20 protein-coding genes are annotated in these 20,425 nt (G+C 61.3%); 9 read left to right on the forward strand and 11 right to left on the reverse strand.

All coding sequences use genetic code 11. The features are described from left to right. Positions 1-573: 573 nt before the first annotated feature. The 3 genes from otsA to otsB form a co-directional block, all read right to left on the reverse strand. Positions 574-2,064, reverse strand: coding sequence for an alpha,alpha-trehalose-phosphate synthase (UDP-forming) (gene otsA, locus QRN25_RS23310; protein ID WP_285021708.1), 1,491 nt, complete (start codon positions 2,062-2,064; stop codon positions 574-576). Positions 2,065-2,153: 89 nt separating this feature from the next. Then, positions 2,154-3,968 (reverse strand): glycoside hydrolase family 15 protein, encoded by a 1,815-nt coding sequence (locus tag QRN25_RS23315; protein WP_285021709.1) that lies wholly within the window; start codon positions 3,966-3,968, stop codon positions 2,154-2,156. Beyond that, complete coding sequence (gene otsB / locus QRN25_RS23320; RefSeq protein WP_285021710.1) at positions 3,965-4,789, reverse strand: trehalose-phosphatase; 825 nt, start codon at positions 4,787-4,789, stop codon at positions 3,965-3,967. Before otsB ends, QRN25_RS23315 begins: the two co-directional genes overlap by 4 nt. A gap of 228 nt (positions 4,790-5,017) precedes the next feature. On the opposite strand from otsB, the gene QRN25_RS23325 reads away from it, so the two are divergent. The 5 genes from QRN25_RS23325 (at position 5,018) to QRN25_RS23345 (ending at position 9,092) form a co-directional block, all read left to right on the forward strand. Further along, positions 5,018-6,064, forward strand: a complete 1,047-nt coding sequence (locus QRN25_RS23325; protein WP_285021711.1) for a mannose-1-phosphate guanylyltransferase — start codon at positions 5,018-5,020, stop codon at positions 6,062-6,064. A 166-nt stretch (positions 6,065-6,230) separates the two neighbouring features. Further along, entirely contained in the window at positions 6,231-6,983 is a 753-nt protein-coding gene (locus QRN25_RS23330; RefSeq protein ID WP_285021714.1) for an HAD-IIB family hydrolase, read from the forward strand. Between the two features lie 44 nt (positions 6,984-7,027). Further along, complete coding sequence (locus QRN25_RS23335) at positions 7,028-7,585, forward strand: hypothetical protein (RefSeq protein ID WP_285021716.1); 558 nt, start codon at positions 7,028-7,030, stop codon at positions 7,583-7,585. Positions 7,586-7,673: 88 nt separating this feature from the next. Beyond that, positions 7,674-8,132 carry a Dps family protein gene (locus QRN25_RS23340; protein ID WP_285021718.1) on the forward strand — a complete coding sequence of 153 codons (459 nt, stop codon included), beginning with the start codon at positions 7,674-7,676 and terminating at the stop codon, positions 8,130-8,132. A 699-nt stretch (positions 8,133-8,831) separates the two neighbouring features. Then, positions 8,832-9,092 (forward strand): hypothetical protein, encoded by a 261-nt coding sequence (locus QRN25_RS23345; protein ID WP_036526832.1) that lies wholly within the window; start codon positions 8,832-8,834, stop codon positions 9,090-9,092. Between the two features lie 501 nt (positions 9,093-9,593). Here the strand turns inward: QRN25_RS23345 and QRN25_RS23350 are convergent. From QRN25_RS23350 to rfbA, 8 genes are all read right to left on the reverse strand, one after another. Next, complete coding sequence (locus QRN25_RS23350; RefSeq protein ID WP_285021720.1) at positions 9,594-11,111, reverse strand: hypothetical protein; 1,518 nt, start codon at positions 11,109-11,111, stop codon at positions 9,594-9,596. A gap of 6 nt (positions 11,112-11,117) precedes the next feature. Further along, positions 11,118-11,915, reverse strand: a complete 798-nt coding sequence (locus QRN25_RS23355; RefSeq protein ID WP_285021721.1) for a hypothetical protein — start codon at positions 11,913-11,915, stop codon at positions 11,118-11,120. A gap of 17 nt (positions 11,916-11,932) precedes the next feature. Then, positions 11,933-12,193 carry a DUF6429 family protein gene (locus QRN25_RS23360; protein ID WP_285021722.1) on the reverse strand — a complete coding sequence of 87 codons (261 nt, stop codon included), beginning with the start codon at positions 12,191-12,193 and terminating at the stop codon, positions 11,933-11,935. Positions 12,194-12,552: 359 nt separating this feature from the next. Next, complete coding sequence (locus tag QRN25_RS23365) at positions 12,553-13,443, reverse strand: M48 family metalloprotease (protein WP_285021723.1); 891 nt, start codon at positions 13,441-13,443, stop codon at positions 12,553-12,555. Positions 13,444-14,008: 565 nt separating this feature from the next. Further along, a complete protein-coding gene (rfbB, locus tag QRN25_RS23370) occupies positions 14,009-15,079 on the reverse strand; it encodes a dTDP-glucose 4,6-dehydratase (RefSeq protein ID WP_285021724.1) in 1,071 nt (356 codons plus the stop codon). Next, positions 15,072-15,929 carry a dTDP-4-dehydrorhamnose reductase gene (rfbD, locus tag QRN25_RS23375; RefSeq protein WP_285021726.1) on the reverse strand — a complete coding sequence of 286 codons (858 nt, stop codon included), beginning with the start codon at positions 15,927-15,929 and terminating at the stop codon, positions 15,072-15,074. The genes rfbB and rfbD overlap by 8 nt, the downstream gene beginning before the upstream one ends. After that, a complete protein-coding gene (gene rfbC / locus QRN25_RS23380) occupies positions 15,926-16,471 on the reverse strand; it encodes a dTDP-4-dehydrorhamnose 3,5-epimerase (protein WP_285021727.1) in 546 nt (181 codons plus the stop codon). Before rfbC ends, rfbD begins: the two co-directional genes overlap by 4 nt. Then, positions 16,468-17,370 (reverse strand): glucose-1-phosphate thymidylyltransferase RfbA, encoded by a 903-nt coding sequence (gene rfbA, locus QRN25_RS23385; RefSeq protein ID WP_285021729.1) that lies wholly within the window; start codon positions 17,368-17,370, stop codon positions 16,468-16,470. The genes rfbC and rfbA overlap by 4 nt, the downstream gene beginning before the upstream one ends. A 362-nt stretch (positions 17,371-17,732) precedes the next feature. On the opposite strand from rfbA, the gene QRN25_RS23390 reads away from it, so the two are divergent. The 4 genes from QRN25_RS23390 to QRN25_RS23405 all read left to right on the forward strand — a co-directional run bounded on the left by QRN25_RS23390 (position 17,733) and on the right by QRN25_RS23405 (position 20,318). Next, on the forward strand, positions 17,733-17,948 hold the full coding sequence (locus tag QRN25_RS23390) for a ferritin family protein (protein ID WP_285021730.1): 216 nt from the start codon (positions 17,733-17,735) through the stop codon (positions 17,946-17,948). 173 nt (positions 17,949-18,121) lie between these two features. Continuing rightward, complete coding sequence (locus QRN25_RS23395) at positions 18,122-18,739, forward strand: 6-phosphogluconolactonase (protein ID WP_285021732.1); 618 nt, start codon at positions 18,122-18,124, stop codon at positions 18,737-18,739. Beyond that, complete coding sequence (locus QRN25_RS23400) at positions 18,727-19,197, forward strand: NUDIX domain-containing protein (protein ID WP_271181249.1); 471 nt, start codon at positions 18,727-18,729, stop codon at positions 19,195-19,197. The genes QRN25_RS23395 and QRN25_RS23400 overlap by 13 nt, the downstream gene beginning before the upstream one ends. Before the next feature lie 287 nt (positions 19,198-19,484). Then, positions 19,485-20,318, forward strand: a complete 834-nt coding sequence (locus tag QRN25_RS23405) for an FkbM family methyltransferase (protein WP_285021735.1) — start codon at positions 19,485-19,487, stop codon at positions 20,316-20,318. Positions 20,319-20,425 lie beyond the last annotated feature (107 nt).

A 20,425-nucleotide genomic window follows, 5' to 3' on the forward strand; every position in this document is an offset into this window, starting at 1 on the left:
GCTGACTGCGCTTTTGCGCGCCCTCATCGCCGCCTGGCTATCCCCAGTCCTGCCCAAAATGGCCGCTGCCTGAAAGCCGCGTACCAGTTCGATAAACCCCTCACGGCACATCGGACGCAATCTACCCGCCGCCGAAACGAACATCACATTGTTCACGGCCGACTCGCTACTCAGTCCTCTCGCGATATGAAACCAGAACGACTTACGCTCATCACGGGCCGCAGCACTAGGCCGGCCAGGGGACCGTAACGGCGGTCGCCCACTTCGATCTGCACCTTGCCTTCGCTTCCCCATCGCAACCTCCAATTTGTTTGGTGTTGCGACGACCGGTGAAGTCCGCTCTGGCTACCCTGATCGGTATTGAAGATATTCGGCTTGCCAATCCTCTTTACAAGCCCACGGCGCCAGACGATCTTATGGCCAAAGTCGACGACGTCCTATATTATGCCAATGATGTGTCGCAACCAGACAACTAATAGCTTAACGACGCCTTCTTTCACCAGTGTCGCGCGCAGGCGCACCAGTTTGTCAGTCACACCCTTGGCCGACGAGCCGTGCATCCTCGGTGTCAGGTTAATGGCTGCCGGCTATCTCGGTGGCACCTAACGTGGCCGATTCCTCTTGCGCGGCGAGTTCTGGGTCAGCGGAACTCGGTCCGCCGTCCGACTTAAGCGCACCGCTGCCCTTTTCCACGCCGGACAATGCAAGAACGTACTGCTTCAGCCAGTGCAGGACGTCCATTTCCTTCACGGAAGCGAGCAGCGCCGCATGCCGGCGCTTACGTTCCTTCAACGGCATATCCAAGGCGCGGCTGATCGTCTCGGCGACATGTTCCACCGAGTGCGGGTTGACCAGCAGGGCGTCCTTGAGTTGGGTGGCCGCGCCGGCAAACTGTGAAAGGATCAGCACGCCGGGATCCTCTGGATCCTGGGCTGCCACGTATTCCTTTGCCACAAGGTTCATGCCGTCGCGCAGTGGAGTCACCAACCCGACATTTGCTGCGCGATAGAACCCTGCAAGTTCAGCCCGGGGATAGCCCCGGTTAACGTACCGGATGGGTACGAAATCGACATTGGCATGAGCGCCGTTGATGTGCCCTGTCTTTCGCTCGAGGTCCTCGCGAATCTGCTGATAGCTTTCAACGTCGCCCCGACTTGGCGGCGCGATCTGAAGAAGGACTGCCTTTCCGGCCATATCGGGGTGATCGGAAAGAAAACGGCTGAAGCTCTCGAAGCGCTCACCGAGCCCCTTGGAGTAGTCCAGTCTATCCACGCCGATAAGAATTTTCCGGCCCCTGACGCTATCCCTGAGCCGCTGGTGCGCTTCCTTGGCAACGTCGCTCTTCGCCGCCTCCGAGAATTCGGCGTAGTCGATCCCTATCGGAAAAGCGCGGGCGATCACGCGGCGGCCTTGATAGTCGATTGAATTGTCGAGGTTGACCGTCAGACCCATTTCCTTCTGGACATAATGAAGGAAGCTTTCGAGCCATTCGGTCGTTTGCAGGCCAATCACGTCGTATTCGAGCATCGATGCGACGAGGCGCTCATGGAAGGGCAGCGACGCCAAAAGCCGGGTTGGCGGCCACGGGGTGTGCAGGAACAGGCCGATGCGGTTCTTGATGCCCTTGCGGCGCAAGATTGAGCCCAACGGAAGCAGATGGTAGTCATGCACCCAGACGAGATCATCGTCGGCGATCAAAGGGTAGACCGAATCCGCAAATCGCTCATTGACGCGCTCGTAACCTTCACCGAAATTGCGATCATATTCTGTTAGATCAATTCGGTAGTGAAATAACGGCCAAAGAGTTCTGTTGGCGTAGCCATTATAGTACTCTTCCACATCTTGTGCTTCGAGGTCGATTGTCGCTGTTGTCACGCCCTCATTGCGTTGCATATCGAGGTGGCCCGTAAATTCCTCTGTTTCCTGACCGGACCAGCCAAACCAGATGCCGCCATGTTCGCGAAGCGCCGAATTCAAGGCGACAGCAAGACCACCTTGCGCCCCCGCCGCGCCTGCGGCGCTTGGCACGCTTACGCGGTTCGAGATGACGATCAATCGGCCCATGTTCTGTCCTTCGTATTACGCGTCGCACCTTTCACACGTTCCCATCGAACGCTTGAGGGCTCGCAGCAGCTGCGGGTAGTTTGTGCGCGTTAACGCCAGTCCCGCCACGACCGGGACAATTGCCCGGCGCAATTTATGATACCTACCAGCGAGTAGGTTTGGGGAAAGTTCCCCCAAAGCTCTGAGGTTTCAAAATCCATATCCTCGGAAAGGAGGCCGGAGCGCGTGCGGTGAGCCAGCATCGCTTCGAAGAGTCGCCGGGCCTCCTCATCCTCTCCGCTGCGGTGAAGCGCCTCGATCAACCAGAAGGTGCAGATGTTGAAAGCTGTCTCGGGAAGCCCGAAATCGTCTTCGCTATCATAGCGAAGCATGTGCTCGCCTCGGCGCAACGCCTTCTGAACGGATTTCAGGGTCGCACGAAATCGGGGATCCTCAGGCGGCAGATAGCGCAATTCCACCATCTGCAGGAGGCTTGCGTCGAGTTGCGACCCGCCGAAACTGGCCGCATAATGCCCGCCTGCGTCATGACCTTCCACTTCGTGCCAAGCACCCGCATCAATGTTGGCACGTATGGTGTCCGCCCGGTCGCGCCAAAAGGCAGCGCGCTCGTCCAGACCGAGATACTGCGCGGCGTTGGACAGGCGGTCGCACGCGGCCCAGCTCATGACGCTGGAATAGGTGTGGACCGCAGTTCGGGTGCGCAATTCCCACAGGCCGGCGTCGGGCATATCGTGAGTCTTCCATGCCATTTCGCCGACCTGCTCGAGGCTGCGAAAATCGTCCTCGTTGGCGATGCGCAGCAGGCGTTGGTCGAGGAAGCTTTGAATCGAAGGCAGCACGATCTGGCCGTAGCAGTCGTTCTGCACCTGGTAATAGGCCGCGTTGCCGACGCGGACGGGTCCGGTGTTGCGATAGCCCGGTAGGTCGGCGGCCTCCCACTCGATGATCTCCTTGGCGCCGCTGACCGCATAAAGGGGCTGGATGACCCCGTCAGGTGCATCGGCAACGATGTTGCGCAGATAGGCAAGGTACTTCTCAAGGACGTCCAGGGCACCGAGATGGTTGAGGGCCTGAACGGTGTAGTAGGCATCGCGTATCCAGCAGTACCGGTAGTCCCAGTTCCGCTGGCTGCCAGGCGCTTCGGGGATGGAGGTCGTCAAGGCCGCGACGATCGCGCCGGTTTCCTCGTGCTGGCACAGCTTGAGCGTGATGGCTGCCCGGATTACCGCATCCTGCCAGTCGAGCGGAGTGGCAAGGCCGCGCACCCACAGGCGCCAGTAATTGCCGGTCCGCTGGAGCATCGTCTCAAGATCATGCTCGACGTTTCCGGCAAACGGCTCGTCCGGGCCAAGAAAGAAGTGCAGCGGCTTTTCCAGGCGGAACCAGCGCTCGTCGAGCACGTAGCCGACCGGCGCATCGGTGGTCAGGCGCAGGGAATTGCGCTCGACCAAATAACGAATGTGGTTCGAACCCTGCGTGATCGGGGCGAGTTTCGCGCCATATCCGCTCATCGGCGTGAGGATAGTGCGAATGCGCGGGGCTCCGGATACGGGCCGGACTATGCGCGCGAAGGCAACCGGGCGGTACATGCGGCCAGATCGTTCAAAGCGGGGCGCGAAATCGTAGATTTCCACCGCTCCTCCGCTCGCGTCTTCAAGCCGGGTCACGAGGATGGGTGTATTGCGCAGATAGTGTTGCTGGACGGAGACTTGGTTCTCCAGTTCAAAGCGCCACGTGCCAGCATCCTGCCCCCCGTCTCCGCGAAGCAGGGCGCAGAAAGTGGGATCTCCGTCGACGCGCGGAACGCAGCCCCAGACGATGGCGCCGGACTCGTTGATGAGAGCGCTGACCTGGCAGTTGCCGATCGGCCAGAGTTCCAGCGAAGTCGGTACGGGCGACGTCATGGGCGGAAATCTCCTTTATGAACGGCCTCGAGGCCGGCTTGCAGCCATCTGTGCACTTCGGCGACGCCGTCGAGGCGAGAAGTGGCTGCGGTGGGTCGAGGGGCGCCAACCAGCACGCCATGGCCATCGTACCGGCGCACGGCCGCAAATGCGTCCTCGTCGGTCACGTCGTCTCCTATGAAGATCGGGATGGCGCCATCGAACGCCGGAAGGGCCATGAAGCGCTCTACGGCCGAACCTTTGTCCGACCCGGGCATCGTCACTTCGATCACCTTTTTGCCGTGCTTGATGGCCAGGCCGAATTTGGCAGCCAGGTTTTCTGTGCAGGCACGAAGATCAGGCAGCACTTCAGGATGATGGCGGTAATGGATTGCCGCGCTGAATGGCTTGGGTTCAACAAGAAGTCCGCCGCTTGCCCGGGCGAAGCGGTTGAGCTCGTCAATAACGGCGCCAGGCAGCGGGGCGGCGAGGGGCTCGATCTCGGCATCTGCCGCGGGCCGGAATTCGCCGCCGTGCGATCCTGCGATAGCCAGGCCGATCGGCCCCAGCAAAGCCTCGAGGGCAGCGATAGACCGGCCGGTGACGATCGCCAGACGGCCGTCGAGCTTGCGGGAAAGCTGCACGAGAAGCGCAGGCAGGAATTCCGAAACGACGACGTCGTCCGGGTGATCGGCGATTTCGACCAAGGTTCCGTCGAAATCGAGGAAAAGGGCTGTCGATTGCGAAAGGCGCAGGCGTGGAGGCCGGCCGAGGACAGTATCTGTGGAGAAAAAACAGTCTCGATGCGCCGCCTGTGACGGACCGTCGCTCGAATTGGTCATTTATATTTCAGCCTTGCACCAAGTTCATGCCCTTCTCAAAGGGCTGCCAGATGGTTCAATCACATGCTGCGCCGCAATTGCTCACCGGTCAACGGACAACAAGCCGTTCTGTTCCAGTCCGATATGGCAGCGCAGGAGTTATTTAGCACTTCCCTGTTGCATCGCAGCACGTGGCAGCTATTACCGGTTTTCCCAAAGTACCCCGCATCCGTGAGTGACCTTTCGGCCATGTCTATAATCGTACCGGTGATCCTCTGCGGCGGTAGCGGCACGCGGTTGTGGCCGCGCAGCCGGGCCGCGATGCCCAAGCCGTTCCTGCCGCTGGTCGGCGACAGCACCCTGTTCGAAGCGGCGCTGGCGCGGTGCCCCGGTTCCGAGGGTTTCGCGGCCCCGGTCGTGGTGACCGGTCACAAGCACCTGGCCCATGTCGAAGCGCAGCTCGGCGCGGTCGAGGGGGCGCAGGTCATCGTCGAACCCTCGGCGCGCAACACCGCCGCCGCCATTGCGCTCGCCGCCTGTCGCCTGCCCGAAGATGCGGTCATGCTCGTGTGCCCGAGCGACCACCACATCGGCAATACCGAAGCCTTCGCCGTCGCCGCAGCCGCTGCGGCGGGGCTGGCGCAGCAGGGGTGGCTGGTATCCTTCGGCATCGAGGCGACGCGGCCCGAGACCGGCTTCGGTTACCTCAAGCGCGGCGAGGCGATCCCCGAGCACGGGGCCTATCGCACCGCGCAGTTTGTCGAGAAGCCGGACCTCGAACGCGCCAAGGCGTTTCTCGCCGAGGGGATCTACGCCTGGAACGGCGGAATTTTCGCGTTCCGGGTGAAGGATTTCCTCGCCGAACTCTCGGAGCACCGGCCTGACGTTGCCGCCAGCGTCGCCGAGGCGGTGGTGAAGGGCGCCGAGGACGGCCAGCGCTTCCATCCCGACGTGGCAACCTTCGCCGAGGTGCCCAGCGTCTCGGTCGACTACGCGGTGATGGAGAACACCAACCGTGCAGCGATGGTGCCCGCCGACATGGACTGGTCGGATATCGGCAACTGGCAGGCGTTGCACGAGGCGCTGGAGACTGACGCGGACGGCAATTCGGTGCGCGGTTCGGGCGCGGTCGAGATGGTCGACTGCCGGGGCGTGCTGGTCGACAGCGACGGCCCGCGCGTCTCGGTGATCGGGCTGGAGAACGTGATCGTCGTCGTCGATGGCGACGACATCATGATCACCACGATTGCGGGCGTGCAGAAAGTGGGCAAGCTCGCCGGTGCAGTCAACCAGTAGGCGCTGACCGAACGGCGCTTGTGCCTGATCTCAATCTTTCCCAATGACCGGGCATGGCAGTGTACGGCCGATTGGTTATCACAAGGTCGGTTTCGGCGATACCACGGAGGCCGAACCATGAACCTTCTGATCATCGGGTTTCTCGCCGGTTCTTAAAGGATGTGGAATGAAGAAAATCGTTGCGTTCGATCTCGACGGTACCCTGGCGCTGAGCAAGCAGCCGCTGACGGAGGAGATGGCGGAGCTTCTCGCGCAGTTGCTCACCGTTGCGCAGGTGGCCGTCATTTCGGGCGGTGACTGGCCGCAGTTCGACAAGCAGGTCGCCAGTCGTCTCCCCGCGCATGCCGATCTCTCGCGCTTGTGGATGATGCCGACCAGCGGCGCCAAGCTCTACCTGCACAGCGACGGCGCGTGGTCGCCGGTCTATGCGGAACTGTTCACCGAGGAGCAGAAGCGGGAAATCCTCGATGCCTTCGACGCCTCGCTGGCCGCGACCGGTTTCACGCCCGAGGAGACCTGGGGTGAGCGTATCGAGGACCGCGGCAGCCAGATTACCTTCTCGGCACTGGGCCAGCAGGCCCCGCTGGAGGCGAAGGAATACTGGGATCCGGACTTCGCCAAGCGCAAGGTGATCCAGGCTGATCTCATCAAGCGCCTTCCGGGCGTGTCGATCAACCTCGGCGGTGCGACTTCGGTGGATGTCACTCAGCCCGGCGTTGACAAGGCGTGGGGTCTGCGCCGCCTTGCCGAGCGCAGCGGGGTGGCGGAAGCGGACATGCTGTTCATCGGCGATGCGATCTTCCCGGGCGGCAACGACTATCCGGCCAAGGCGATGGGCCTCGACACCGTCTGCGTGCGTGATCCGGCCGATACCGCCAATGTGATCACCGCGATCGTCGCCTGCCAGAAGGCGGGCTGAGAGGGCTCGCCCGGAGTGCCGGACGCGGGCATGGTACAGGCCTGATGCCCGCTTTCTACCTCACCTTTCTGGCCGTCCTGCTGGCGGGGCTCGGCGCGCGTGACCAAGTCACGATCGCCGGGCTCGCGCTCGGTCAGGGACGGCGTCCGGCCGTTCTGGTCGTGGCAATCCTCACCAGCATCGCGACCGCGACGCTGGCGGCCTATGCGGCTGCGCTCATGCTCGTCCAGTTACCGCCGCCCGCGCGCACCATTTTCGCGGCCATCGCCCTCGGCATGGCCGGGCTTGAATCCATGGTGCTGGCGCCCCGCCGCGATCCGCGCGAGCCGACCAACTCGCTTGGCGCGCTCGCACTGGTATTGCTGGCGCATCAGGTCACAGATACGCCGCGCTTTCTCGTTTTTGGCATGGGTGTGGGACTTGCCGGTCCGTGGCCGGCAGGAGCCGCCGGAGCTATAGGAGGCACGGTGCTTGTCGCTTTTGCGTGGGCGAGGCCCGGCCTTCTGGCGACGCCGGTGGCGCACGGGATGCGCCGGGTGGTCGGCGCCCTACTGCTGGTCACGGCGATCACCGTGTTCCTCCGGCAAATCGGCATTCTGTGATCGATTTTTGCAATCGAACCTATGCTTTCCAATCGCGTTTCTTGGGCTTAGTTCTGTTCACAACACGACAAATCGAGGGAAACCAAACATGACGTCCAAGGACAACTCGCAGGCCGCGCTCATTGACAGCCTCAACGGGCTGCTGGCGGACACTTTCGCGCTCTACGTGAAGACCAAGAATTTTCACTGGCATGTTCGTGGCCCGCAGTTCCACGACCTGCATCTGCTGTTCGATGCCCATGCGACCGAGATCTTCGGCCTGACCGACCTTATCGCCGAGCGGGTGCGCAAGCTCGGTGGCAAGACCCTGACCTCGATCGGGGCGATCGGTGCCAAGGCCACCATCAAGGACGAGGACGACACCAGCCTCGACGCTACGGCGATGGTCAAGGCGTTGTTCGAGGACAACACCGCCTATGTCGCGACCCTGAAGGCGACCAAGGAACTGGCCGGTGAAGCCGGCGACAACGCCACCGACGGGATCATCGACGACTGGACTGACCAGGCCGAGCAGCGCGCCTGGTTCCTGCGCGAGATTCTCGCCTAACCCATTCCGCAGTGGGACGGGAGCGCCAGGGCGCTCCCCGCGCTCAGAGCGAAATGATCGAAGGCGCAGGCGGCGTCGCTATTGCCATGCGGTTCGCCGAGGGCGTGAGCGCGGCGGCGGGCGTCCCGGATGATATCGCCGGCCACGGCCGTGCGCGCTCCTCGCCCATCTGAGATATTTTACCTGCTTGTTGCAGAAGCACTGTGGTCGCGGCTGCGTCAGTAGCCAATAGGCTGCCGCTGAAGCTTCAATACACAAATGGGCGCATTTTCTTCGGTGCAACATGGGTGTGGCTATGTGCTGGAGCCCCAACAACGCCCACATCCGGCACAATAGTGGCTTTACGAATTTTTGGGATTTACCGCCGGCGCGACTTTCACACATATCCTTCTTCGGCGAAAACGCGCAGCTGTTATGCCAAATTACGCAGAATCCCATTTTTCCTTTGATCGAGGATCTACTGTCTCACGCTAACTTTGCAGTGATCTTTAGCTAATTCAAATTATCCAAAGCGATTCATCGCTGGCAGAGCACGCTTCGTCCATCCCCGCTTGAGTTGCGATGGACCTTTCCGCACCCATTGTGCACTGCAGCGAATAGTGTCCGATCCTCCCGGCCAACTTGAACGTATGCTGCAGGTCACTTCGGTGAAATCAGGGCGGCAGTGAGGATCCCTTTCTCGACGTCGAAAGGATATTTATGATCAAGAAAACTCTGCTCTCTCTGAGCGTCGCGGCTATGGTTGCCGCTCCTGTGGCGGCCCAGGCTGGCACCACCGCTTCGGCTTCGGTTGGTAAGATTTCCAACCTCAGCGGCGTTGGCGCTCGTCAGTCGTCCGTTGTTAAGAAGAAGAACAACGCTGAATCCGGCACCATCATTCTCGCCGCTGTTGGCGTGGCTGCGGTAGGCGCTGGCATCTACGTCATCGCTGACGATGATAACAAGTCGAACGGCTCCTGATCTTCTTCGGAACCTCAGACTAAGAGTGGGATGGCCGGGGCGGCATACCGCCCCGGCCATTTCGTTTTGTGAAGGCTTTCGTACCGAGCAGACAAGTCGGCACGTAGGTCACTGGCCTGGGCATTGGCTGGAATTGTGAGGGAATCCAGGCGGGGCCCCGTCAGGCGCGCACCAGACGAGCCGGAAGGAGAGGGGGCGGGTGGTGGAACACCTCAACGAGTAAGGGCCCGCTACTTCGAGATGCGCCTGTCGCCGTTGACCCCCGGCTGTGACGTACCCCTGTCTCACGGCACCCGCGCCGTCAGATGTACTGGTACCGGCGCCGGACATCAACATCGCCGCGCAGGCAATATTCGCCGAATGGGGTACGCCCAGATCCGTTGGGGCGAGGCGCAAGACACTTTGCCTCACAGACGATCCCCGCCGCACCTTTAATGCCCGACGCCGGGGCAGCAACGTCTGATCCGCACGCTCGACGGCGGTGGCTCGGCGCGCGGCGCTTCACGAGCGCGAGCGTAAAGATCTGAGAAAGCCCATCAGCCTGTGCTTGCGTCGATGCGTCGTCATCAATTCGTCGAGATAGTGATGCCACTCGGCGGTTTTGCCAAGCGTTATGAACCCGCACGCAGCCCGCTCGAGCCAGAAAGCGGCAAGGTCGTATCGGCTCGAGCGCCCGCTCTCGATGATGGGGGATGCCATCTTCACCGCAAAACCGGCAGCCCATTCAGGGCGCGCCTTGAGCGCGGCATTCGTTAGCCTGACGAGCGCTTCGTCGCGCGCATAATGCAGTCGTGGATTGTTTTGTTCGATGCTCGCGATCGCGTCATCGAGCCTGGCTTCATCAAGCAGGATGTCGATGCGGTCGACGGCGTAAGCGGCGGCGATCAGGCGACCGAGCAGTTCTTCTCGCACTGTGTCCCACTGATGGGGCTCGCAGATTTTCGCAGCCGCCCTAAAATCCTCGCGGGCCAGGCTCGTTTCAAACGCGCCGATGGCGGCTGACAGCGCCATTGCGGGCTGACCTGCGAGCGCTGCCCGATCTCGCACCCAGCGACACAGCGTCAGCCATTCGTGAGCGCTTGTGTGGGCCGCCGTATCGGGATCAGGCGGCATCGATATGCCCCAGCCGCCCAGATCGAGCGCGGCGTCACACCGCCCGGTGTCCCACACGGCGTTGGCAAGTCCGAGAACATCTTCGGGCGCACGCAAATGGGTTCTGGCAACGTCCATGGCGTCCACGATCCGGTCAAGGCGTACCAGCATTCCTGCATGCGCTGGGAAATGCTTCGCGGCGAATGAAAAACGCAGGAACTCCTGATGGCGATCCATCACGTCCAGCGCCGATAGCCGGGCTGCGGTAAGCCGCTCCTCATCGGCATCGCTGCTGCCGATCAGCGGCCAGGTCGAGCCGCGACCGGCCAGGAGATCCTCGAGGCCGGGGTCGTCCCATCGGCGCGAAGCAGCGGCAATGGCGAGTTCGAATGCACCGCTATCGCTGTATTTGGCAATTTCGTGCTGGCAGCGGCTGAGCGAGTCGCACGCATCGTCGCAGGACTCCCGGGTGACGCTCTCGAGAAGAACGGCGACCGCAATCCGCTCGTTGAGAATCGCCAGCAGGTCCTCGAAGCAGCCATCGCGCTCGTCGCAATGGCCTACGACCTCGGCAAGCCCTCGTGCCAAAGGGATCAGGATCGCCAGAGCACTGACACCGTCTTTCGCGGTAAGCAATGTGTTCGCCTGCGCAACCAGTTCATCGAGTGCTTCGTAGTCGACTTCCAACAGGGTATCGTGGCGATAGCCTCCTCGGAACCCTACGAACGGAGGCGCGAGTAATGCGGCAATCCGGGCTTCGAACGGTGCCGGATCCAGCCCGGCACCGTCATTCAGCGAGGTCTGGATAGCCAGTTGCGCCGCGAGCCAGGCCTTGAAGCGGTCGTCGTCACGGGCGTGACGGTCAATGAGGTCAATCAGCGCTGCGTGGCTGAGCCTCTCGAGCTCGGTCCTGATATCGCTGCTCAAGCGGGTTCACCTGTCGTTGGCGTTCTTGTTGTCGGCCTGCCCACCGGCGCGCCGCAAAGGGAAGACCGGTGCCAGGGATTTCATGGCCGCGTCGAAATCCTCTTCCATGTCGATGCCCATCGCGATGGCGGAGATCATGGGTTCAACGGCGCGCATGACCAGATCCTCACCCATCAGGTGCGACTGGTAAATCAGTTCATGCAGATCGTGACGCTTCTCCTCGATCTCGTCGGGATCGCCATCACTTGCGGAAAGTGCGAGCATGATCGCAAGGCTTTCACTTTTGCGCAAAGGAACGATGATCCCGAAGCCGACATACCAGGGGCCAAGATCCACGAAGCGACCCGCTATCAGCACTTCGCCGATCACCTGTACCTGCTGGGCTAGCGCATGATCCATGATATGGATGGGGCGCTGGCGATCCAGCAAATCCAGTGCGTGTACACCCCCGTCCTTGTGGAGACCGATCACGCGAAAGATCGAGAAAATGGCTGCAGGCAGGCGCGCAGCGATCGCGGATTTGAGCGGATCGCGCTTGACCGGCAGCTTGCCGGCGATCCTGTCGATAGCGCGGCGCGCGCGTAGCGGGTCGCGCCGCGAGAATAGAGCGGTGTCGCTCAGCATTTCTATGGCCGCCGTGTCATCTTCATCGAGGCCGGCGAGATCGAGGACCTCCCACGCGAACCTGCGATCAGCCTGCGTCAGCTTGACGACACACAAGTCAAGAACATCGTTGAAAGCCTCCCGCACTGCCGCATAGCCGGTCACTGCGATGACCTCGCTCTCGGTCTCCAAAGCCGCCATTGGGTGCCTTTCCTCGACTACGGCGTCGTTCTTGACCCGGAAGTCTCGTCATTTCCAGAGCTGAACAGCGATCTAAACGCTTTTTCCGCAGCGGCATCACCCTCCTCGGTGAACCACACCGACTTGCGTCGCCGTGCGGGGTCGGAAATGAGCCCGCGCTCGTGAAGCCGGTTCATCGTTGCCCAGTCGAAGCCTTTCCACGCCACTCCCGTTACGTGCTGGTTGAGCCACAGCAATGCGAGTATGGCTTCATCCACCTTGTCCTTGGCAATCTCCATGCTTCTCGTCCTGGCGCGCGTATGGCTAAAGGCCGCATTGCCGCTCGTGCCTGATCGCGCGAACTTGGCGGCCACAAGACTCCGTCGTCTGGCAATGGGACGATAGCATGACGAGGTCAGGAGGGGAAACCTCGGTCCTGACGATTGCCGGAGCATCACGTGGCGCGGGAGCTCGTAGCTGGGGCGGCGAGGCGATGCATGATCGCTACCGGTAAGCATTACAACGAACTGTGCCAGGCCGGATCCGATCAAGCCGCGCATGCGACCAGATGTCAGGAGCTTCGCGAGGGTGCCGCGCGGCTTGCAGGGGAATCAGAAAGGGCGGGGTAGCGGCGTCAGGACCAGCGGCTGTGAGCACCTCACAAGCGAACCGGACAGTGAACTTTCGGTATCTCCGCCTTCATGAGTTCGACGCGCGCCTTGCGCGAGCGGTGCGTCGGGTCGCGCAGCAGTCGCAGCATGTCCTGCTTGTCCCGGCGTAACCAGAACTGCAGTCCGATTTCGGGATCAAAGCCGGCGCATGTCGCAAGCTGCAAGCCCAGGGCATCCGCGCGATCTTCCATTCGGCGACGTTCGGCAATGTTCGGCGCGGTGCCGTCCTGATAGGCAACGTGTCCAAGCTCGTGTCCCGCAACAAGCGCCAGTTCGTCGTCGTTGATGGTAAAGTCGATGAGTCTGCTCGAAATCGCGACATTGTTGCCGTCCGAGAAAGCGGTGATCCCCTGACCGGTCTTGATGACGAAACGAGCCGCGCAGGTACGCTCGGGCCGCACTTGCGCTTGGACGTCCTTTCCGTCGCGGCGCAGGCCGAGCGTGAGAGGCGCGGTGGCGGGAAACTGCGCGAGCCGCTGCTCGAGTTCGTCGGCGATCAGCGCTTTGTCAGGTGATGAGGCGATAATGTCGCGGACCGCACGGCCATCGATGGAAACCAGTGCATCGCCGGCATGGACTCCCGCGATATCGGCAGGCCCGCCTTTGACGACGACCGCGATCTGAGGATCCTCGCCCATGTCCAGAAGCTGGGAAATCGCGGAGCGATCGCTTTGTTCATAGGCGCCGAGATCATCGATTGCCACACCGATCGTAGAAGCCTGCTTCTCGCAGATGCCGACAGCAGCGCGGTCCAGCCGGTATCCAATCGAAGTTACCCGCGCCATCTGCTGTCGCAAGGTAATGGGCCACGGCTCATCGCGCGCTGCCGCGACGGCCGGGGATGACAGCGCTTCGCTGCCAAGGACGAATGACAGCACGGCCCAGCCACAGAGCCGGAGTATGAAACAATTCGTTCTGCGTACCCGCAAGCGGTCTGGCCTCATTTCTCATGCCCATCGCCAGCAAGGCGACTTACGGCTACGGTCCAGTTGGATGTAACACTACTGCTTTGCATCCAGCCAGGAAATACCATCTCCTGTCGCACCCTGCTAGAGCGGTTTGTGATCCGATTCTATCAGATGGAACGCTATAAGATTTTGATGTACATGATTTTTTAGCTCTCAGGTGATTCAGCCTGTTGAGACAATGCGTTAGCTGCCTTTTTGCTCATTGACCATTTTGGTTCGTTTTATCGGGCCTTTACCGCCCGTGTCTTTGTTTCAATCAGCAAGCAGCTGCGACATGCGGTTCACGGATGTCGGCGCATGCCGGATGGTTCGTCGTCCTTTCCGATCATGAGGCATCCGGTGTCGCCGCCCGCCGACCAGAATTGGCACGATGCTGTATCAAGCATCCGCTCGGCGCGACACTGATGAGGCGGTGTGCGCCGAATTGGACGAACATATGCGTTGATGTCAGCTCGGATCGCTGACGCGGGAAGGATCAGCGAATGATGGCTGCCCTTTCGAGGAGCGGCTGCCACCAGTCCTGGCGCGCAAGGAACCAGGACAGCGTCTCCGTGAAGCCCTGCGGGAAATCGCGTGCGGGGGCGTATCCGAGTTCATTGCGAGCCTTGGTCTCGTCAATCGCGTAGCGACGGTCATGACCCTTGCGATCGGTTACGAAGGCCTTGAGTTCCTCGCTCCTGCGCCCCCGTGCGGCCGGGGCATTGGGAAACCGCTCGGCCAGCGAGGGGTCTGCGGCGAAGGCATTGTCTACCGCGCGGCAGATTTCCTCAATCACTTTCAGATTCGGCAGTTCCTGCCCGCCGCCGATGTTGTAGACTTCACCCGGCTTGCCATTCTGAAGGCAGGCCTCGATGCCCCGGCAGTGATCCTCGACGTGCAGCCAGTCGCGCACGTTCATGCCGTCGCCGTAGATCGGCAGGGACTTGCCGTTCAGCGCGTTGAGGGTGAAAAGCGGGATCAGCTTCTCGGGAAACTGGAAAGGGCCGTAATTGTTCGAGCAGTTGCTGGTCGTGGTTTCAAGCCCGTAGGTATGGTAGTAGGCGCGTACGAGATGGTCACTGCCTGCCTTGGACGCAGAGTAGGGCGAATTGGGTGCATAGGCAGTGGTCTCGCTGAAGGCCGGATCGTTCGGGCCGAGCGAGCCGTAGACTTCGTCCGTGGAGACGTGGTGGAAGCGATGTGGTTTTCCGCTGCCTGTGTCGAGCCACGCCGTCTTTGCCGCCTTGAGCAGGCTGTGCGTGCCGATCACGTTTGTCGTGACGAAAGCATCGGGGCCGGTGATCGAGCGATCGACGTGGCTTTCCGCCGCGAAGTGGACGATGGTGTCGATGTCATGGTCATCGATGATCGACGAAACGAGATCGGTGTCGCAGATATCGCCTTCGACCAGGAGGACATCGTCCAGTCCGTCGAGGTTGGACTTGTTACCCGCATAAGTCAGCAGGTCGAGGACGACGATTTTGTCCTGCGGCGCGATGCGATTGCGGTAATGGACGTAGTTTGCGCCGATGAAGCCTGCGCCGCCGGTGACGATAAGATTAGCCATTGGTCCTGATCTCGGTAATCATCTTGCGAAGGTTGATGCGCCAATGCAGCGTGGGGCCGCCAAGGGCGGTGAACGTCGAGGTCTTGTCCAACACGGAATAGTGTGGACGGCGCGCGGGCGTGGGATATTCGATTGCGTTGATCGGAATCACCGGTACTGCCGTGTCCAGAAGCCCGGCCGCGAGTGCCTCTTCCTGGATTGCGACGGCAAAGTCGTACCAGCTGCACGCCCCTGCGTCAGTGTAGTGGTGCAATCCGGTCACCCCGTTGGACGAGAGCGTCCACAATGCTGCAGCAAGACCCGGGGCATATGTCGGGGTTCCGATCTGGTCGGCAACCACGCGCACTTCCGGACGCTCGCTCATGAGGCGCAGCATGGTGCGGACGAAATTGCCACCATGGGCGGCATAGACCCAGGCCGTACGCACGATCAGCGCGTCCTCGCCTGCGGCGACTTCGCCGGCGAGCTTGGTGCGGCCATAGGCACTGATGGGCGCGGGCCTGGCGTCGGGTGCGTAAGGCACGCCGGACAGTCCGTCGAACACGAAGTCGGTGGAAACGTGCACGAAGCGGGCGCCGACACTGCGCGTGGCATCGGCGAGGTAACCGACCGCCGTCGCGTTTACCGCAAGCGCGGCGTCCTCGTCGCCTTCGGCCTTGTCCACCGCAGTATAGGCGGCGGCGTTGAACACCACATCGGGTCTAACCTCGGCAACGAGCGCCGATACTGCAGCGGGGTCGGTGATATCGAGGGTGTCGATGTCATGGCCGACGATGTCGGCTTCGGCGGGGGCGGTTGCGGACAGGCCCTTCCCGAGTTGCCCTTTGGCCCCGACGATCAGCGCCTTCATGCGAAAGGCTCCACTTGGTTCAGCGGCTTGCCGATCATGTCCTTCGCAGAAAGCTGGGGATCAATTCCCTCGAGCGGCCATTCGATGCCGACTTCAGGATCGTTCCACATGAGCGAATGCTCGTTGGGAGGATCGTAGAAATCAGTGCATTTGTAAAGGAAGTCGGTGCCGTCTTCCAGACTGACGAAACCATGAGCGAACCCCGGTGGCACCCATAGCATCCGCTTGTTCTGGGCAGAAAGTTCGATACCCTCCCATTTGCCGTAGGTCGCCGAGCCGGCGCGCAGATCCACCGCGACATCCCAGGCGCGACCGGCAGTGACGCGCACGAGCTTACCTTGCGGCTTGGGCTGCTGATAATGCAGGCCACGCAACACGCCCTTGGCGGAACAGCTGTGGTTGTCCTGCACGAAGTCTAGATCCAGGCCGAGGTTGTCAAAGGTCTTGCGGCTCCAGCTTTCCATGAAGAAGCCGCGATCATCTCCGAATACGCGGGGCTCGATGACGACGAGGCCTTCGATGTCGGTGGGTATGACGTTCATGCTCCGACCTCGGTCGCGAGCAGCGCGTCGGGGTTATTAAGCAGGTTGAGCAGATAGGCTCCGTAGCCGCTCTTAACGAGCGGCGCAGCGATCTCCTCCAGTCTGCCATCATCGATGAAGCCCTTGCGCCATGCAATTTCCTCGGGGCAGGCGACTTTCAGGCCCTGGCGCTGCTCGATGATGCGCACATAGTTTCCCGCGTCGAGCAGCGAGGCATGAGTACCTGTATCGAGCCAGGTGTAGCCGCGGCCCATGATTTCGACCGTGAGTTCGCCCTCTCCAAGATAGATGCGGTTGAGATCGGTGATTTCGAGCTCGCCGCGCCGGCTGGGCCTGAGGTCACGCGCATACTCGACTGCCTTGCTGTCGTAGAAATAAAGCCCGGTCACAGCGTAGTTCGAATGCGGCTGTTCCGGCTTTTCCTCGATCGTTTCAGCACGACCTTGCGTGTCGAACGAGACGACGCCGTAGGCCTTTGGATTTTTGACGTAGTATCCGAACACCGAGGCCCCGGTTTTGCGTCCATCGGCACGATCGAGCATTTGGGTCAGGCCATGGCCGTAGAAGATGTTGTCGCCCAGCACCAGCGCGGAAGGATTGCTGCCCACGAACTCCGCACCGATGTGGTAGGCCTGGGCCAGCCCCGCAGGTTCGGGCTGGATAGCATACTGCAGTTCGATCCCGAACTGCGACCCATCGCCCAGCAAGGCTTTGAACGCGGCGTTGTCATGCGGCGTAGTGATGATGAGGATTTCACGGATACCCGCTAGCATCAGGACAGACATAGGGTAGTAAATCATAGGCTTGTCGTAGACAGGCATCAATTGTTTCGACACACCTCGGGTGAGCGGAAAAAGGCGGGTGCCGGAGCCACCGGCAAGAATGATACCTTTCCTCAACTTCAACCCCTCTTTCTGACCTAGCGGCTGTGTTCGACAAGAGATCAGGCTGCTTCAATGGACATGTCGAAAAATGGTTGGGCCATCTTTACTAGGGAAGATACTTATGGATCTCGCTCTTGCATCACGGCTTCGTGACGGAAGTATAGCGGATTTGAGATGACCTCCGACCCGTGCGTAAGTCCTCATCGGAGAATCCATGTTGCAGCGCAATTAGGATAATTAATACGGCAAAAGCCTTGTCCTAAAGGATGGAGGAAATTCTAAAGGATAATTTGCGTAAGCAGGATGCTGGCTGCGCGTTTGTGTGCTCGACCTGAAAACTAGAAATTTCCACTCCCACACGCGTGGTGCGCAGTGCCATGGGCTGCACGCCTGTTGGGCGCCTATGCGACGCAAATCTCGGCCTGACCAATCTCATCGCTGAGCGGGTGCGCAGTCTGTGCGACAAGACCTTGACGTTGATCGGCGCGATCGGCGCCAAGACCACGATCAAGAAAGAGGATGACACCAGCCTCGACGCGATGACCATGGTTAAGGACTTTTCTAGGACAACACGGCCTTTGTCGCGACGCTGAAAGCGACCAAGGAACTGGCGGGAGAAGCCAATCGGCCGGAGAAGCCGGCGATAACGCCACTGTCGGCATTATCGACGACCGGGCCGACCAAGCCGTGCAGCGCGCGCGGTTCCTGCGCGAGAATCTCGCTTGGCCCATTCCGCAGCGAGCGGCGGAGTGCTAGGGCGCTCCCTATGCTCAACGTCGAAATGATCGAAGGCGCCGACGACGCTGCCATCTCCACCTGGTTTGCCGCGCGCCTGCGCAGTGCGCTGGCTGTATCTATCGAGATCGCCGTGACCGTGCCGGGCGGGTCCACGCCTTTCCCGATCTTCGAGCGGCTTGCGGCCGAGGATCTCCCGTGGCCGCGCATTGCGGTATGGCCCGGCGATGACCGCATCGTTGCCGAGGACCATCCCGCCAGCAACGTTGGCAAGATCCGCGCCCGGCTCGAGCCCGCCGGCGCGAGGATTGTCCCGCTGACCGAGGATGCGAAGCCGCCGCATTTCGCCATCGCATGGCTGGGGATGGGCGGCGATGGTCATATCGCCTCGCTGTTCCCCAATACCGACCCCCAGGTCGATGATCTGCTGCCCGTTCGTCGGCTGACTCCCGATCCGCTCCCTCCCGAGGCGCCGTTTGATCGGGTGAGCCTCACCATCCCCTCGCTCATCGATAGCGACGAGATCGTGTTCGTCATCCGGGGTGCCGACAAGCGCGCGGTATTCGACGCGGCGATTGCCGAGGAGCATGACCTGCCCGTCGCCCGCCTGCTGCGTACGACTAGCGCGAAAGTCACTTGCTTCTGCTGATCCGTTTGCCCGCGCCGCTGCACCGGGCGCTCTACCGGGCGGCGCATGCGATACGCGTGAAGATCTGGCGCCTGTGGCGTCCGCGCCTCGACGGGGTGCGCATACTGGCGCTCGATGCGGATGAGCGCATACTGCTGGTACGCCATTCCTATGGCTCGGACAAATGGATGCCGCCTGGAGGCGGCCTCAAATCCGGCGAGGACCCGGTCGCGGCTGCGGTGCGTGAAACTCTGGAGGAGACCGGCTGCGTACTCGTTGGCGCGCGCTTGCTGACCGTGAGCACCGAGGAACTGCACGGCAGCCGCAATGTTGTGCGGGTGGTGCGCGGGGCCGCCCGCGGCGAGCCGCGCGCCGACGGGCGTGAAATCGTTGAGGCGCGCTTCTTTGCCCTGGATGACTTGCCGCAGCACATGCCGCGTGGGCTGGCGGAGGAGATCAGGCGCTGGGTGGCAGCTTGACAAAGCGTGCTGGCGACGCGTCCTTGCGCAAGGGAGGCTGCTGTTCCGGAGCTTCGCAATTCGCGGGCGCCGCAGCGCGAATCCGCTGACTGGATGACATCCGATTTACGACAACGGTCATCATCGCCAAGTATCATGTCACCACTATACGCACTGGTGATTATGCGATGAGTCCGCGCTACGGTCGCAAAACGGCAGTAACAGCGTGGTTGATTGTCCCAATACCCGGTCATTTTCAGGGCTGGTATCCAGCGAGCCGGATGAACAATTGCCCGGGGCCAGAGCTGATGAAGTTGCAAAGCTTGCGTTTTCACTTTGCGCGCCTTGCTCGGGAACTCGGCAGTCAGGTTTCCATTGGTACCCGTCGCTACCGCGTGAAGGGCTACCTTCCAAGCCAGTTTGCCGTCGACATGGGGCACGAGCCGTACCTTGCCAAGCCACTGGGCGCTGCGATGGCTTCGCGGGCTGGACCGATCGTTGATGTCGGAGTGAACAAGGGGCAGACGTTGCTGCGCATCCTGTCGATCGACGCGGACAGAGAGTATGTCGGCTTCGAGCCGCAGTCTGCATGTTGCGCGCTCGCTCAGCTTTTCATCAAGGACAACGCCCTTCGTAACGCGACGGTGGTCGGCGTTGCGCTCAGCGACAGTGATTGCCTCCTGCCGTTCTACGCGGAGGGGTCTTACGATGAAATGGGGACGCTCGATGTGCAATCGAGGGCTCGGTATGTTGACACTGTGCCGCCCCAATTCGTTCCGGCGCGCAAAGGGGACGGGGCGTTGCAGGATCTGAACGTGCTCGCGCCGGCCATTATCAAGGTCGATGTCGAAGGTGCCGAACTGAGCGTATTCCGGGGCTTGTCCGAAACGATCGCACGCGCCCGGCCGATCTGCTTCTTTGAGGTATTGCCGAATTACATGGGCGACGATCGGGAAGCCATCGATAAGGATGTTGCCGCGGCCAATCGCGCGAAGGCGGCAGCAATTTTCCAGTTCTTTCGGGATTCAGGATACCGGATTTACCAGATCGACCTTGCGGGCGAGGAATCGCCGATCGATGCTTTCGATCTCGACAATCCGGGCGCTTTTCTCGGAAGCGACTATGTTGCCCATCCTGTGTAACTGATGCGAGGATGCGTGCCTTGTGATCGGCGCGAGCGGCCGCTTCGTGCACCTCTGATCCCGAATGCCGGACGGGATTGACTTGCGACGAACCGCCCGTGGCCAAG

Origin of the sequence: Novosphingobium sp. fls2-241-R2A-195, assembly GCF_030209485.1 — a bacterium.
GTDB lineage: Bacteria > Pseudomonadota > Alphaproteobacteria > Sphingomonadales > Sphingomonadaceae > Novosphingobium > Novosphingobium resinovorum.